Source organism: Adhaeretor mobilis, assembly GCF_007741515.1.
GTDB classification, from domain to species: Bacteria; Planctomycetota; Planctomycetia; order Pirellulales; family Lacipirellulaceae; genus Adhaeretor; species Adhaeretor mobilis.
This window is the reverse complement of record NZ_CP036263.1, coordinates 3,848,701-3,863,887: the sequence shown is the minus strand read 5'-3', so window position 1 is coordinate 3,863,887 and position 15,187 is coordinate 3,848,701. Positions and strand designations below refer to the sequence as shown.

At 55.2% G+C, this 15,187-nt stretch carries 11 protein-coding genes; 5 read left to right on the top strand and 6 right to left on the bottom strand.

Translation table 11 applies throughout. The features are described 5' to 3' along the window. Positions 1-148 precede the first annotated feature (148 nt). The 3 genes from HG15A2_RS15250 to HG15A2_RS15240 all read right to left on the bottom strand — a co-directional run bounded on the left by HG15A2_RS15250 (position 149) and on the right by HG15A2_RS15240 (position 7,262). Complete coding sequence (locus tag HG15A2_RS15250) at positions 149-1,561, bottom strand: Lpg1974 family pore-forming outer membrane protein (protein WP_145061046.1); 1,413 nt, start codon at positions 1,559-1,561, stop codon at positions 149-151. Positions 1,562-1,760: 199 nt separating this feature from the next. Continuing rightward, the gene (locus HG15A2_RS15245; RefSeq protein WP_145061045.1) at positions 1,761-6,284 is read right to left on the bottom strand and encodes a beta strand repeat-containing protein; all 4,524 of its coding nucleotides are present in this window, start codon (positions 6,282-6,284) and stop codon (positions 1,761-1,763) included. A gap of 528 nt (positions 6,285-6,812) precedes the next feature. After that, positions 6,813-7,262 (bottom strand): SRPBCC family protein, encoded by a 450-nt coding sequence (locus tag HG15A2_RS15240; protein WP_145061044.1) that lies wholly within the window; start codon positions 7,260-7,262, stop codon positions 6,813-6,815. Between the two features lie 181 nt (positions 7,263-7,443). Between HG15A2_RS15240 and HG15A2_RS15235 the strand changes: the two genes are divergently transcribed. From HG15A2_RS15235 to tnpA, 5 genes are all read left to right on the top strand, one after another. Beyond that, positions 7,444-8,274, top strand: coding sequence for a lysophospholipid acyltransferase family protein (locus HG15A2_RS15235; RefSeq protein ID WP_145061043.1), 831 nt, complete (start codon positions 7,444-7,446; stop codon positions 8,272-8,274). Positions 8,275-8,286: 12 nt separating this feature from the next. Next, the gene (locus HG15A2_RS15230; RefSeq protein ID WP_145061042.1) at positions 8,287-8,997 is read left to right on the top strand and encodes a transglutaminase family protein; all 711 of its coding nucleotides are present in this window, start codon (positions 8,287-8,289) and stop codon (positions 8,995-8,997) included. A 69-nt stretch (positions 8,998-9,066) separates the two neighbouring features. After that, entirely contained in the window at positions 9,067-10,905 is a 1,839-nt protein-coding gene (locus tag HG15A2_RS15225; RefSeq protein WP_145061041.1) for a hypothetical protein, read from the top strand. A 30-nt stretch (positions 10,906-10,935) separates the two neighbouring features. Continuing rightward, positions 10,936-11,811 (top strand): HAD family hydrolase, encoded by an 876-nt coding sequence (locus HG15A2_RS15220; RefSeq protein ID WP_145061040.1) that lies wholly within the window; start codon positions 10,936-10,938, stop codon positions 11,809-11,811. Positions 11,812-12,256: 445 nt separating this feature from the next. Next, a complete protein-coding gene (tnpA, locus tag HG15A2_RS15215) occupies positions 12,257-12,712 on the top strand; it encodes an IS200/IS605 family transposase (protein WP_218931998.1) in 456 nt (151 codons plus the stop codon). 124 nt (positions 12,713-12,836) lie between these two features. Here tnpA and HG15A2_RS15210 read toward each other — a convergent pair whose 3' ends face one another. The 3 genes from HG15A2_RS15210 to HG15A2_RS24845 form a co-directional block, all read right to left on the bottom strand. After that, positions 12,837-13,925, bottom strand: coding sequence for a sugar kinase (locus HG15A2_RS15210; RefSeq protein ID WP_145061038.1), 1,089 nt, complete (start codon positions 13,923-13,925; stop codon positions 12,837-12,839). 116 nt (positions 13,926-14,041) lie between these two features. After that, positions 14,042-14,554 (bottom strand): ISAs1 family transposase, encoded by a 513-nt coding sequence (locus HG15A2_RS24850; RefSeq protein ID WP_145057890.1) that lies wholly within the window; start codon positions 14,552-14,554, stop codon positions 14,042-14,044. Then, the gene (locus HG15A2_RS24845) at positions 14,514-15,185 is read right to left on the bottom strand and encodes an ISAs1 family transposase (protein ID WP_218931927.1); all 672 of its coding nucleotides are present in this window, start codon (positions 15,183-15,185) and stop codon (positions 14,514-14,516) included. The genes HG15A2_RS24850 and HG15A2_RS24845 overlap by 41 nt, the downstream gene beginning before the upstream one ends. Between the last annotated feature and the right edge of the window lie 2 nt (positions 15,186-15,187).

Sequence of the window (15,187 nt, the reverse complement as noted above, 5' to 3'; positions counted from 1 at the left end):
GGTTTTTTCAGTCGGCGCAAACAAAAAGACGGCCTGCACTTAGGTAGTGCAGGCCGCCTTGGGAAATCAATCTAGTTCAACTTTATCAGCTCCAGCCCGCCGCTTGCGGCTTAGCCGATCCCGCCAAACAACGCTTGAATCGAAGGACTTAGAACCGGTATTCAATACGCGAGCTGAGGCCGCTGAAGCTCAGCGCCCCATCGATATCAACATAGTTGTTGTTCTGCACGCCATTGATGAACGAGTCGGTCGTGACCGCGTTGAACCAATGAGCCGCGTTCCAGCCAGCAGACAGGCGTACTTTGCCCTTCTTGCTGGTCCAAGCGAGGCCCGCTTCGTAATCCAAAGTGGTGATGAAGCGATCGTCTTTCCAAACCGATTGGGCAAGTAGTACGTCGGTCGAGATATTTCGCATGGTGTAGTCCGCCTGCACGGTACCGATCATCGGCGACACGTTCACATTACCGTACAGCGAAAAGCCGCGGCAACCGAAGCGGTACTCGCCGTCGAGGCCAGCACGCACACCACCACCGTCGAAATCGATGTTGCTGTTCGTATTTATTCGTCCGGCCGAGCCACCGGCATAGATGCCGGTTTGCACAAAGCTTTGCTCCAGGTGAGCGTAGCGCCCACCAAGACTCCAATTAATGGCGTAGTCGCAACCAGTTTTCCAGAGGCGACGCACGCCAAAGTCTGCCAGTTGGAAATCAATGTCATAGGCTGCTAACACAGGGCCTACCGAAGCGGTGATCGCAGCACCAGGATGGTGAATGAGCGAGCCAACCGCACCACCGCCACCAGGAATGACAGGAGGATCGAGGAAGCCAACCGCAGCACTTTCGTAGTGCGTGTAGGCAGCAAATACGCTCGAGCAGTCAGACATTCGAATGTCTGCACCGACACGGAAGCCAGGCTCGAAGTCGGGATCAACGCGGCCAATCGTGCCGAAAGGCACGGTGCCTGCACCGCCGATGCCGTTCTGCTGTTGAGCATGGCTCACGTCGGCATCGCCAGGCTGTAGATAGAGGAACTCGCCCCATACACGGGTACGATGGTTCCACCAACAATCGCTGGGGCAGCACGATCCACAGCAACCGCCATCGCAACAACCATTGTCGCAGCAGCCACTATCACAGCAACTTCCCAGATCGCAGCCACCGGCGTTCATGTCGCAGTAACCACTGTCGCTGCAGTTGCCGCAGTCACTGGCAATCGTGCAGTCGGACGACGGGTAGTATTGGGCAAGCGCCACGTTTTGCAAGCTACGCTGAGCATTCGTTGGTGCGGGCTGCCGACCAGTGCGAGTATCGACATCGGTCGCAAACACCACGCCGCTGGGCTCGTAGTCGGCTTGGGCATCGTCAAACATGTCGCGAGCGACGCTGCTTGGTTTGGGTGCTGACTTACTGTTGACTTGCTGCGAACTGCTCGCCTTCGTGCGTTGCCCACCAGAAAGGCCACTGCGAAATCGCGGACTAGACGCTTCGGCACTCGTGCCGTGAGCGATCAAGCCAAGTAATACGACTGACGCAATGGCCAGTCTTGCGAGTGAGGTCCTCATGATTTCCCCTTCAAGGTTCAGGTCGCAAACGGCTGCCGCACGGGATGCGGAGGCGGGCAAACGGGGCCCTCAGCAGTTGCTAGAAAAGTTGCGGGTATGTGAACCTATTCGGATTGTCCGGCTAGCAAGGATCAATCCGGTTATGTGGAGTCAGCAGATCTTGCCTAGATTACGCAGTTTACAGGGGACCGCTGAGGGCTTAGCTCAGAACCCTTCTACGCACGCTCGTAGCCTGTACCACCAAAAGAGTACCCAGCAGAACTAGACCCGAAGGTTCCGGAACGGCTCCTACGCTCGGCGTGTTGGCGATCACCTCGAACCCGTACTGGGCGTGCCAGTTGGCGAGGTCGTCGGGGTCCACGTCGCCATCGCTGTCCGAGTCGCCATCGCTGGGATTTGCTCCTGAGTTGATCCCGAACCCTATTTGCCAGGCGAGGAAGTCGGCTCCATCGATCTCGGAGTCACCCGCAAAGTCTGCAGGAGAATCGGTCAGAGCCAAGACAAGGTCTTGATCGTTGTTACCTAGGAGCCAAGTGAGTCCGGCGATTTCGGGGAGTGCGAACGAATTAAATTCCCCAGAGATTCCGCTCGTGACAGTGGCAATGGTGAACATGTCGCCATCGCTGGGAGTGAACTCTCCGCCACCGAGATCTACTAAGGAAACGGACAACTCCCCATCGAGAATCAACGAGCCATCAACTTGCAGCGTATCAAACTCAGGAATCGCAAGGTTGGAATTGTCGACTCCCCCTAGCTCGATTTCCAGCGTAGCACTAGTTCCCTGTAGGACACTGCCAGTAACAGACAGCAATCCCGCCGAAGGACCAGCAGCAGAACCTGGCGAGATGGCCCCGGCCTGATTGTCCACAGTTGCAATTACATTGCCACTACCCGCAAGCCGCCCACTATTGGTCAGTGTGAGTACATCGCCCACCTGCACACTGCCGCCAAGGTCAACTTGCAAGGTACCCTGCCCTCCACCCACGAGAAGGCTCTCATCGACTTGCAAGAGACCTCCTGTTGCAACCGTTAATAAGCCCTGCGACCCTCCCGCCGCAGCAACTCTTCCGTCGCGCGTAGCTAGTGTGCCATTGGCGATGGTCAGCTTGGCATTGTCTGTGGGGTTCTGTCCCACAACGAGTCCTGTCGTGGCGTTGATTCCAGCCAGCGAATAGGTGAAACCTCCTAGCTGGTAGGTCACATTGTCGCTGTTGACGATCGCGCTGTCGGTCGCCACGTTCGTGCCGAACTGCGCATCGTAACCATTCACGCTGCCGAGATTCCAAATCGCCGCGTCCGAGCCAAGCGGCACGAGGCCATCGCTCCAGTTACCAGCAAGGTTGAAGTCTCCGCCTGCGTTGTTGCCCCATTGGAAGTCCAACGGCACAAGCTGCAAGAAGCCGTCATCGTACGCGATCCGCAGCTCACCGGGGCCAAACAGGCTATTCAAATGCACTTGGTCGCCAGAAAGGGGATCGTGTGAGTAAACATTCAGCCCATTGAGAATGAGCGCCGAGTTGTTGAAAATCCGCAACCCAGCAGGCCCACCGAGACCGTAAAGGTAAAGTGCCTCGGGTTCACCCGCTCCGCCTTGGTTGCCGTTGTCAACCACGTCGATCAACTCAACACTAGTACGCTGAGTCGTAGTACCGATAACAAGTTGGCCGATGCCGAAGTTACCCGAGTTGAAGGCGTTAGCACCGGAGTCAAGGCTAGCGACCTCGAATTGCTGAGCGCCGGAACCGTTGAATTGGATGATGCCTTCATCTACGACGAAGTTACTTTCGGTCGTGTAGCTATGACTGAAATTATTACCGACTTGAACTTTCGCGCCCAAACCGACTGAAAGTGTTCCTGAATCGAGTGTCAGGGAACCGCCAACATCAAGCGTTGAGTCTAAGTCGCTGAGAATGACCCGCAAGTTGTCACTTGATACTAGCGAGCCGACTCGGATTGTACTGCCGCCCCCAACAATTAGCCGCGTCTGCCCGGCTGACCGATTTGTAACCGTGGTTAGTGATGAGAGATCTATTGTTGATGCGCCTTCTGCCCGAAAATCGATGCGGTCTTCACCTCGAGAAGGGCCGTTGATACTCGCGACACTCGACAGATCAATGGTGGACCCATTGGAGGCTTCGATGGTGTTGACGCGTGTAGCGCCAGAGCCATCATCCCAGCCGGCGTTGATGCTCTCCAGCGAGCTCAGGTCGAGAAGCGAGCCTGCACCATCGGCTAAAAAGAGAGTCTGAGTGCTCGGCAAGCCTGTCGCCGAATAGCTGGTGGCCGCGATATCGCCTGTCGAAACACCAAAGGTCGCTCCTTCGCGGACTCGCAGGCGAGCATTGTTGATGTTGGTTAACTCGCCCGACTCGAATGTTGAGGTCGGCGTTACCTCAACAACACTTCCGGAGATATCGGTAAGATTCGGAGCGCTGAACGTCCCTCCCTGATTGATCGTCATCGTGACGCTCACCATGCTTTCGAGTTGCGGCGCATTGACCACCGCCCCATCGGGAATCGTATAACTTCCTGAATTATGATTCATCAGGGCAGATAAATTGAGCGTTGTCCCGGCTGCAGGCAGGAACTGCGTATGACGCGCATCTTCCAGTGAGGGTAGCGCATAGTCGGGTCGATTGATGACAAACCGCGTATCCCCAGAAGAATCACTCACCAGCGTCGTTAGTCCGGCTAGATTAATCTGCGAATCAACCCCGACGACAATGTCGAGACGATCTTCGCCACGATCGGGCGATTCAATACTCGCGACACTCGACAGATCGATCGTTGCGCCGTTGGAAGCTTCGATGGTGTTGACGCGTGTAGCGCCAGAGCCATCATCCCAGCCGGCGTTGATGCTCTCCAGCGAGCTCAGGTCGAGAAGCGAGCCTGCACCATCGGCTAAAAAGAGAGTCTGAGTGCTCGGCAAGCCTGTCGCCGAATAGCTGGTGGCCGCGATATCGCCTGTCGAAACACCAAAGGTCGCTCCTTCGCGGACTCGCAGGCGAGCATTGTTGATGTTGGTTAACTCGCCCGACTCGAATGTTGTGGTCGGCGTTACCTCAACAACACTTCCGGAGATATCGGTAAGATTCGGAGCGCTGAACGTCCCTCCCTGATTGATCGTCATCGTGACGCTCACCATGCTTTCGAGTTGCGGCGCATTGACCACCGCCCCATCGGGAATCGTATAACTTCCTGAATTATGATTCATCAGGGCAGATAAATTGAGCGTTGTCCCGGCTGCAGGCAGGAACTGCGTATGACGCGCATCTTCCAGTGAGGGTAGCGCATAGTCGGGTCGATTGATGACAAACCGCGTATCCCCAGAAGAATCACTCACCAGCGTCGTTAGTCCGGCTAGATTAATCTGCGAATCAACCCCGACGACAATGTCGAGACGATCTTCGCCACGATCGGGCGATTCAATACTCGCGACACTCGACAGATCGATCGTTGCGCCGTTGGAAGCTTCGATGGTGTTGACGCGTGTAGCGCCAGAGCCATCATCCCAGCCGGCGTTGATGCTCTCCAGCGAGCTCAGGTCGAGAAGCGAGCCTGAACCATCGGCTAAAAAGAGAGTCTGAGTGCTCGGCAAGCCTGTCGCCGAATAGCTGGTGGCCGCGATATCGCCTGTCGAAACACCAAAGGTCGCTCCTTCGCGGACTCGCAGGCGAGCATTGTTGATGTTGGTTAACTCGCCCGACTCGAATGTTGTGGTCGGCGTTACCTCAACAACACTTCCGGAGATATCGGTAAGATTCGGAGCGCTGAACGTCCCTCCCTGATTGATCGTCATCGTGACGCTCACCATGCTTTCGAGTTGCGGCGCATTGACCACCGCCCCATCGGGAATCGTATAACTTCCTGAATTATGATTCATCAGGGCAGATAAATTGAGCGTTGTCCCGGCTGCAGGCAGGAACTGCGTATGACGCGCATCTTCCAGTGAGGGTAGCGCATAGTCGGGTCGATTGATGACAAACCGCGTATCCCCAGAAGAATCACTCACCAGCGTCGTTAGTCCGGCTAGATTAATCTGCGAATCAACCCCGACGACAATGTCGAGACGATCTTCGCCACGATCGGGCGATTCAATACTCGCGACACTCGACAGATCAATCGTTGCGCCGTTGGAGGCTTCGATGGTGTTGACGCGTGTAGCGCCAGAGCCGTCATCCCAGCCGGCGTTGATGCTCTCCAGCGAACTCAGGTCGAGAAGCGATCCTGAACCATCGGCTAAAAAGAGCGTCTGATTACTCGCTAGGCCTGTCGCCCAATAGCTGGTGGCCGCAAGCGTGAGTTGGCCACTATCGAGAACCGTCGCACGAGCAGCGCTGCCAGGGAAAATCGAGGCATTCGAGGGGGCTGAAAAAGTACCGCCATCTGCGATGACGCGACCTAAGATCGAAGCTTCATCTTGAACCTCGATGTCGCGACCTGAGTTAACCTGGAAGTCACTCGAACTACCAACTGAAAGCTGGAACACTTGGTGACCAGTCCCTGGGACATCGAAGAGCACACTTTGACTACCCGGTATCACCACCTCATACGTATCCGCCCCGTTCAACCCGTTGATCGGAACCAAGTTAATATCCCAGTTGGCCGGATCGTTGTAGCTACTGCCGTCACCGCTGCCGGTCCACAGAGCGGTAACTTGTGCGGCTGCGACGCTGGGCAAGGAAATCAGCAAGGCGAGAAGAACGAAACGCAAGAAAACCATAGCATCCTCACTAGCTAGGTAAGACGAGTTGTTAGGAAGGGCGACCCAATAGAGAAGAATAGGACCCCATTGGTGCCAAACCTATCACTTCGGAAGACCGCACACAAGCTGTTCGTTTGGGCAGACAATACTGCAATAAAAACGTCCCTAATAGCACGGTGGATCTTCATCTATACCGGCCAAACTTCTGGGAAGAACGTGGCCGCCGGTTTCAGTAAAATAGTCTTACCCCGGTTTCCGTCGCTACGCCCGCTAGTAGAGATTGTGGTGAGGAACGGTGCTGCAGGATTTATGAAACTGGATACGACATACTCTATTGCACGGTTGAAAAGCAAAAGTCACCGCGTGTTGGAACCTTCATTTGGCGTAAGTCTTGTTCCCACAAGTAGTAACGCAGTTGCCACCCGATCAAGAGCCCCGGCTTTTGCTCGATAAAACACGTTGTGCGTGCAAAAGTGCAAAAGCAAAGGTCCGAACAGAAACTACCCGACTACTTGTGCATGTCGGCTCGGGTGAATATCACGCATATCAAGTAGCCTTCCTCAAACACCACTGGGTCACGAACTTTCGATAAGTGAACATCAGAAAGAGATTCCATTTGGCAAACAACACACGCGTGACTAGTCCCCAGAAGCCGCCGGCGTGTTCGTACTCGATGTGTTCACTCACACGAGTTGCGTTTGCGGAGATTTCAGCGAAAGTGTGCGTGTGCTCCCAACGCTTTGCCGGACCTTCAGCCTGCACGTCGGTAAATCCGTGCGGACTCACATCGCGATGGACCGCCTTCCAGTGTAGTGGCAAAGGCCCTACCCAGAGGGTGAAGCGTGAGACCGAACCCTCGCCCAACGGTTCGATATCGTGCAGTTGAACATAGGTGGGCGGTGGCGTGAGCTTTCTCAGGGCACTCGTGTCGTGATGAAATGCCACCACAGTTGCCAGTGGAGCGTTGACAATGAATTGATAGTCGAAAATAGCCATAGAACTCGTTTGGATTGAAACCCGCCTTAAGTGGGGCGTTAGCTGCCGAACATGATCGCCGCGAGGCAGTCGGTGTTCTCGATGTTTATCACTTCTCGCTAATCGTCTATCATGTTTGCTGCCCCAAGATTGGCTTTCAAGAGATTAACGTTGAAGTATTGACTCTTACGAATTCCACTTCATGCCCTCGCTTGAGTTTCACAACGGAGAATACCACTCGCCCCGGCGGAAGGTGTCGTGGTTTGCGCGTCGTTTTCCTTCGCTGGTATTCTACACCAAGTTCTTCTGGATCGTGGTTAAGGCGAGCAGCAGAGCGAAGTTCGCTACTTACGATAGCACAGCCTGGTCAGACAGTAGCGTGGAAGTTATACGGGCTTTGGAAAGCGTCGGGATGCAGTTTGAAGTAACGGGCCGGGAGCATATCGAAAGCGTCGATGGGCCCTGCCTGATTGTTGGCAACCATCAAAGCAGTCTTGAAACAACCGTGTTGCCAGCAGTGATTCAACCGATAAAAGAAGTCACCTTTGTCGTGAAGCAGGCGCTGCTCGATTATCCGATCTTCAAGCATGTGATGCGTTCACGCGATCCCATTGCGGTCACGCAAAGCGACCCACGAGGAGATTTTAAACGGATGCTTGGCGGTGCCCAGGAAAGAATCCAGCGCGGCTCGAGCATTGTGATTTTCCCCGAAGGAGTACGAGCGGAAGAATTCAACGCCCAGCGATTCAATACCATCGGTGTAAAGGTCGCCCAACGCAACGATGTGCCGATAGTACCCCTCGCACTCGATACCTGGGCGTGGCCGCTGGGCGAGAGGATTTCCGAAGTGGGTCGGCTCGACCCGTCGCGAAAAGTGCGTTTCGCCTTCGGAGCGCCATTGACAGTAAGCGGGCGGGGGGATGAGGAGCAACAACTACTAGTCAATTTTATTGAGCGGAAGCGCAGCGAATGGCGGCGCGATGAAAGCTCGCTCGATTCAGAATCGACACTACCAACTTTCGCTACGAGTTGAGGATATAGCCCTTTGACCGTTCAGCCCGCTTACTGCCGCCCTACTGCTTTCCGGCAGTTCACCGAGTCGTTGCACGAACAGTCACTGGACGAGCCTGTCGTAGGAGACAGCTTTCGTTGGCTATTTGAAGCCGCTTGGGCGATCGCTTGTCACGAGCTGCCAGCTTCCGACTTTACCGCTGGCGAGACAGTTGTTGAGAATCTTGCCGAAGCTGTGCGACGGCGAATTCGTTCGGAGGGTTTCGATGCACGTCTCGCACACTTGCACGACTTGCTGTTTGAAGTGATTGGTCTCAAAGGAAATGACGAAGACTATTACAACCCTGTGAATAGTTACCTACCAACGGTATTGCAACAGCGATGTGGGATTCCGATCACGCTCGCACTAGTCTACGGCCGGGTCGCTTGTGAGTTGGATATTGATGTCTACGGAATCAACTCGCCGGGTCATTTCTTGGTGGAGGTTGTAGCACCCGGAGAGAATGCCATGTTTGTCGATCCGTACTGCGGCGGTGGTATTGTCACCGAAGCCGAAGCCTTGGTGAAGGTTGCCCAATGTACAGGCAAGAGTGAGATCGCCGTGCCCAGTTGCTTGGTTCGCGCGACTCCAAGGCAATGGCTGTCGCGCATGCTTGTCAATCTGCAGGGAGCATTCGCAGCAGCAGGGCGTGAGCGTGATGTCTATGCTATGCAGGAGTTTCAGGACTACTTGGGGGGCTTGTGACGGCAACGTTTGTGACTCTGCTTAACTTGGATGCTCGTCGGCAGGTGAATCATCTTCTATGATGGGACTATGCGCTACCCTATTACCTACTCATTGCCATTGGTGCCACGATTCTTACCGCACCTGTCGTTGCTGATTCTGCTTGGGCTATTTACCCTGCCGTGTTCTGCCGATGTGGCCGTGCTTACGAACCGCACGGATAAGCCCCTTCGCGTCAGCACGCTGCCCAGAGGCAGCAAAATGCAGCCTATAACCATCGAGCCGAAGGATTCACGGCCTATCTATTTTGATGTCGCCACAAAAGTGCGTGTTCGTGACTCGCGAGAGGTGTACGACTTTAAGATCGAGCACGGTGCGGCCTACTACTTTGCTCGCGATCAGGTGACAGATGCGTTAGCGTTGCAAGAGCTTGGGCTCGGTCGGCATAAGGTGAGGCGTTCCGCTGACGATGATAGGCTTCCAGCTCTGCCCAACGCGGGAATGATCCCTGTGAAGTTACTGGTCGACGATGACGAGCGAACACATCGCTCTGTTTGGGAACCGCTCTTGCGAGCTCGGCTTGCTTCAGCTTCTGACGTGTTGGAAGCCCATTGCGGAGTTCGCTTTAAGGTCGTAGCAATCGAAACTTGGAATTCATCAGAAGAGCAGAAAGACTTCAATCGCACGCTTAAGGAGTTTGAACGTGAGGTCGACCCCTCACCCGGTCGCGTAGCAATTGGATTCACCAGCCAGTATCGCATTGAGAAAGGACGTTATCACTTGGGAGGAACGCGCGGGCCGCTTTACTCTCATATTCTCCTCAAAGAACGAGCCACCAACATTCTTGAGGCTGAGCGATTGGAGTTGCTCGTTCACGAACTGGGGCACCACTTGGGCGCGGCCCACAGTCCCGAGCAACACAGCGTCATGCGGCCGGTGCTCACAGGTGGGTTGCAGCGTGCTGTGGATGCGACCATCAAGTTCGATCCGGTCAACACCTTACTCATGTCGCTCATGGGGGAAGAGATTCGTCGCAATCGCGCGAAGCAAGTGACAGACTTCTCGCTCGAATCACGTCGCCGGCTCGACACCATTTATGCCGCTTTGGAGCCGGCTCTGCCAGACGACCCGGCCGCTGGGCACTATCGCAAAATTGTCCGCTCGGCAGGCACTACGCCCATCGTCAAAGATGTGCGGCGCGTGCTTGATCATTTAGTACGCGTCGGTGAATTGAATCAACGCCTCGCGCGTGAGGAAGCCAACGGCGAACTCAGCGGTTCGAGAAAGCCTGTCCACGGCGACAAGCTCACCGAACTCTACGTGAAGCAAGCAGCTTTGGCAGCGAAGCGCGTGCGGCGAGAATCATCGACCCAAGCGTTCCTACTCGCCCTCGGCATTGCCATGGACGATACCGATTCGTTGGCGATCTTGCCGGTTGCAGGGAATCTATTGAGTCGCGTGGAAGACACAGTCCAACGCAGGCAACGTCTAGCCGCCATGGGTAAGCCAACGATGAATGATCGGGCTGATCTCACGAAGCATTTCTTCGTTTCGGCACACTTGGCCACGTTGGTGGGATCGAATGCCGCGCGTAGTGCGGGACTTGCGAAGGAGATGCTTGACTCCCAGGGCGGTACCGGCTTTAGCTTTGCCGACATGGCTGCCAATCGGGCGGGAATCGTGTTTGCCGGAGCCGTCTTGAACAAACGGCTCTCGCTTGACGAAATCGCGAGATCCTTCACCGTGAAGGAATTCCTTCCGGCAATCGACGATTTGGCCGAAGGTCTAGACAATCAAGACTTCCTGGAAAACTACGGCGGCGTAAGCGACCCCCGCTTCAAGGCCGAATTGGCCCGCATCGAACGCCGCGTTACAGCACTGGTAACGAAGTGGCCCACCAAGTCGAAGACTACGACTGAATCCAACTAGCTCATCAACCCAAGGTTAGGCAAGCCAACAATGCCCATAGAAAACTATAAGCCTCAGAAGCCCTTCTTGGTCGGAATCGACTCAGACGGTTGCGTGTTCGACACGATGGAACTGAAGCACAAGGAGTGCTTTATTCCTGCGTTCATTCGACACTACAAACTGCAAAGTGTGAGCAACTACGCTCGTCAGGCCGCAGAGTTTGTGAATTTGTATTCGAAAAGCCGTAGCTCAAATCGGTTCGTGGCGCTCATCGAACAGCTCGATTGGCTGCGACGTAGGCCCGAGGTGATAGAGCGGGGAACGTATATCCCCAAGCCGGAGGGCCTGATTAACTGGGTCGCGCAGGCGACTAGGCTGGGAAACCCAGCGCTCAGCGAAGCTGTCGAGGCGACGGGCGATCCTGATCTGGCGCAGGCGCTCAGATGGTCGGAAGACGTCAACTCCGCAATGGCAACCATGGTGCGCAACGTGCCTCCCTTCCCGTCTGTGCAAAAGTGCCTGCAACGTTTCGACGAAGCGGCTGACATGCTGGTCGTCTCCGCCGCGCCCATCAAAGCACTCGAAAGCGAATGGCAAGAACACGGCGTTGCAAGATTCGTCCGAGGCATGTACGGCCAAGAGACGAGCACCAAGCAGGAGACCCTTTCCCTGGCAAGCCACTACGAGCCGAATCATACGCTGATGATCGGCGACGCCCCCGGCGACTACAAAGCGGCCTTGGCGAACAAGTGCCTATTCTTCCCGATTAATCCAGGGAGCGAAGAACGCAGCTGGCAACGCTTGCACGATGAAGGAATTGATCGCTTCCTGTTCGGCACGTTTAGCGGCGAGTACCAGAAGCAGCTGCTAACCATGTACGAAAAATATTTGCCAAGCGAGCCGCCGTGGGATGTGGTGGAAGTGTAGGACTGCATGGAAATCTCTTATGAGATTGCCATCAGAATACATCCGTTGGGTCCAGTCCAGTCCAGTCAGACGATGCACGGGTTCACGGATTTAGATTTCGGCGGGTACTTCCATTTGGAACCACTTGAGTTGGTCGAAAAACTAAATAAAGACATCGAAATTGAAGAGCACGCTCCAGGCTTACTCGCTTTCGCTAGTGATGGAGGTGGCGCGTCTTCGTATTCGATGATCTCGGCAAAATATACTCGTTGCCGTTGATTGGCATGAAGCCTCGGTATGCCATACTGGTAGCCGATTCATGGGATGACTTTGCAACTCATATCAAGGACGAATGAGTGCCAAGGCCCGGAGGGCCGTCACAACCCTAGCCGGTGTCGTCAGACGCCGGTCCCCGAGCCGAGAACAAATTAGCCACGGAGTGGCGACACAACCCAAGGTCGCCACCATGCCAAGCACGCACCAACAACTCCTCTACCACATCGTATTTAGCACCAAGAATCGAAAACCCTACCTCCAGAATGAACAATTCCGAACTGACCTGTTCGCGTACATGGCGGGCATTACGAAGAATCTCGATGGATTCGCGCTAGAAATCGGCGGCTGGGTTGATCATGTGCACTTGTTGGTGCGCATTCCGGCCAAAGTAGCCGTGTCCGATTTCGTTGGACGCCTCAAGGCCAATTCCAGCAAGCACGTCAACGAGACGAGCGATTCGCTACATAAGTTCGGTTGGCAGGAAGGTTTCGGTGCGTTTACGGTCAGCGTTTCGCAGAAGGATGCCGTTGCCGAATACATCAAGACGCAGGCCGAACATCATTCTCGTGAATCATTCCAAGAAGAATACGTTCGGTTATTGAAATGTCATGGGGTCGACTACGATGCCCGGTACGTTTTCGATTGATCGCAGCGTTGATGTTGTGTCGCCCCTCTGGGGCTTTGATATTGGGGGCACCGGTTCCGGCACCTGACGGTGCCGACTGGGGATGTGTTGGCCCTCCGGGCCAGGGAAGTAAGCTGCGTTGCTATTATCTTTGCACCCGGGCCGAACCACCCTCGGCTAATGCCTCAACCTCGCTCAGTGTTGCCTGAGAAACATCCCCAGGATACGTCGTAAGCAGCGCCCCGTGAGCCCAGCCTAATCGTAGGCATTGCTCGGGCTTTTCACCTGCGAGCATGCCATAGATCATGCCGCTGCAGAAACCGTCGCCACCGCCGATGCGATCGATCACATCGAGCTGCATCGTGGGGCACGTCAGCTTCTCACCGTCGACCCACAGCACGGCGCTCCAACGATGGCGGCTGGTGCTTTCCACTTGTCGCAAAGTCGTGGCAACTACCTTCACGTTGGGGAATTCCGATTTAACATTCTCGATCATTCTGAAGAACGCTTCGGGATCGAGCTTCGACTTCGATTCGACGTCTTGCCCTTTGAAACCCAGGCCTTTCTGCAAATCCTCTTCATTGCCAATGAGGCAATCGAGATGGCTGGCAATCTGCCGGTTCATGTCGATGCCCTTGGTCTCGCCACCTTCGAGTGTGGCCCACAGTTTGGCTCGGTAGTTCAAGTCGAACGAAGTGACCGTGCCCGCCGCTTTGGCGGCTTGCATGCCTTCGGCGATTAGGTCGGACGTGTGTTCGCCCAAAGCGGCATAAATACCGCCAGAGTGGAACCAGCGAACGCCTTGATCGAAAATGCTCTTCCAATCGATATCGCCCGGCTTGAGCATGGCGGCGGCTTCGTTTGCCCTGTTGTAGAACACCACCGGGGCACGCGCACCGTGGCCGCGGTCGCTATAGACTGTGGCGATGTTCGGTCCACGCACGCCGTCGTGCTCGAAGTGCTTGAAGAATGGCCGCACGCCCATTTCGCGAATGCGTGTTTGCACGAGCTCGCCAATGCCGTTATTCACCATCGCAGTGACAATGCCGGTCCGCTGGCCAAAGCAACTGGCAAGGTTGGCAGCGCAGTTGTACTCGCCGCCGGATACGTGGACCGCGAACTCCCGAGCTCGACGAAATGGAGTAATTCCAGGATCGAGCCGATGAACCATCGCCCCAAGAGAGAGGAAGTCAATTTGGCAGTCATCAGCCGGTTTGATCGAAAGGGCAGCCATCTCTGGTCCTTAAATGAGTTAATTCTAGCTTGGGACATCCGAACTTCAGCGAATCCACCACCCTAATCTAAGCAGTCGCGAACTGTCAAAGGCCAGCGGGAGAGTGACAGGGCGATTCAAAGTTTCATGATACCCAGCTTGGCGAATAGCTTATCGACTCGGTAAGCGTTTTCTCTGATAGCACCGATGAGGCTGGGGACTTTGGCTAAACGGAGCAGATTGATAGCCGCATTGCGGAAGCAGGCTAAGTTTTGGCTTCCACGGTGATGACGGACCCCACAACGGTCTTCTTGCCAGAGGACATCACGAACCCAGTGCAAACGGTTTTCAATGCCCCAATGGCTACGCCAGATCTCAAGCAGCTTCTCCGCATCGGCACGCTGCGGAGAGAGACTGGTGATGGCATACTGGACCTCGGTGATCGTCTCGTTGTTGCGACGACTCGTACGCTCTAAGCGAATCACCTGCCGAAGTCCGGGCCAGCGAGAGAGGTGCGGAACGATCCGCGTGCTGGCCTGAAGATGCCGCGTGATAACGCGACCATGCTCTTTGGTGTGCGTCCGGACCTCGGTTTGGAACGCCTCTTTTTTATGCTGACTGGCGGGGGGAAAAGGCCGGTAAGAAATCACCGGCGATGTCTTCTTCTAAGTTTCCCTGATTGCCTTTTACGACAATCAGGAAGTCACCGCCCGAATCGGTAATGGTCCTACAAATCTCGGTCTGTGCGAACATCGCGTCTCCGGTCACCACACGTCCTTCCAAGACAAGCGTCTGGAGAATTTCGGGGGCGGTCTTAATCTCGTTCGTCTTTCCCGAGACAGGCATTTGGCTGAGTACGCAGCCGGTCTGCTGATCAAACAGGCTCAAGAGATGGACCGACTTGCCGTACCGATCCAGGGTCTTACAAAGCGTCTTTCCATCAATGGCTAGGCAGGCCATTGCTTGGGGGTCGACTTCTGCGTGAGGAGTGATCCAAGCACGCAAGGCTTGTTCGAGTTGCTCCGGGTCCATCATGTTCAGTAAGTAACGAAACGCGCCTTCTTTGGGCGGCGTGCGAAAGTACCCCAGCAGATACCAAACGCTCTTCTCTTGAGCGTGAATCCACTGGGCAATGGCTTCATAGCCTCGCGCACCGCACAATACGGCACAGGCAACGGTGGCCAGCATGGCCTGCAATGAGTGGCGCCTTCCTTTAGCCCCACGCGGGTCGGGAATCTGCTGCAAGTGAGCTAGCAGACTCTCCGCGTGAGCGGCATTCACAG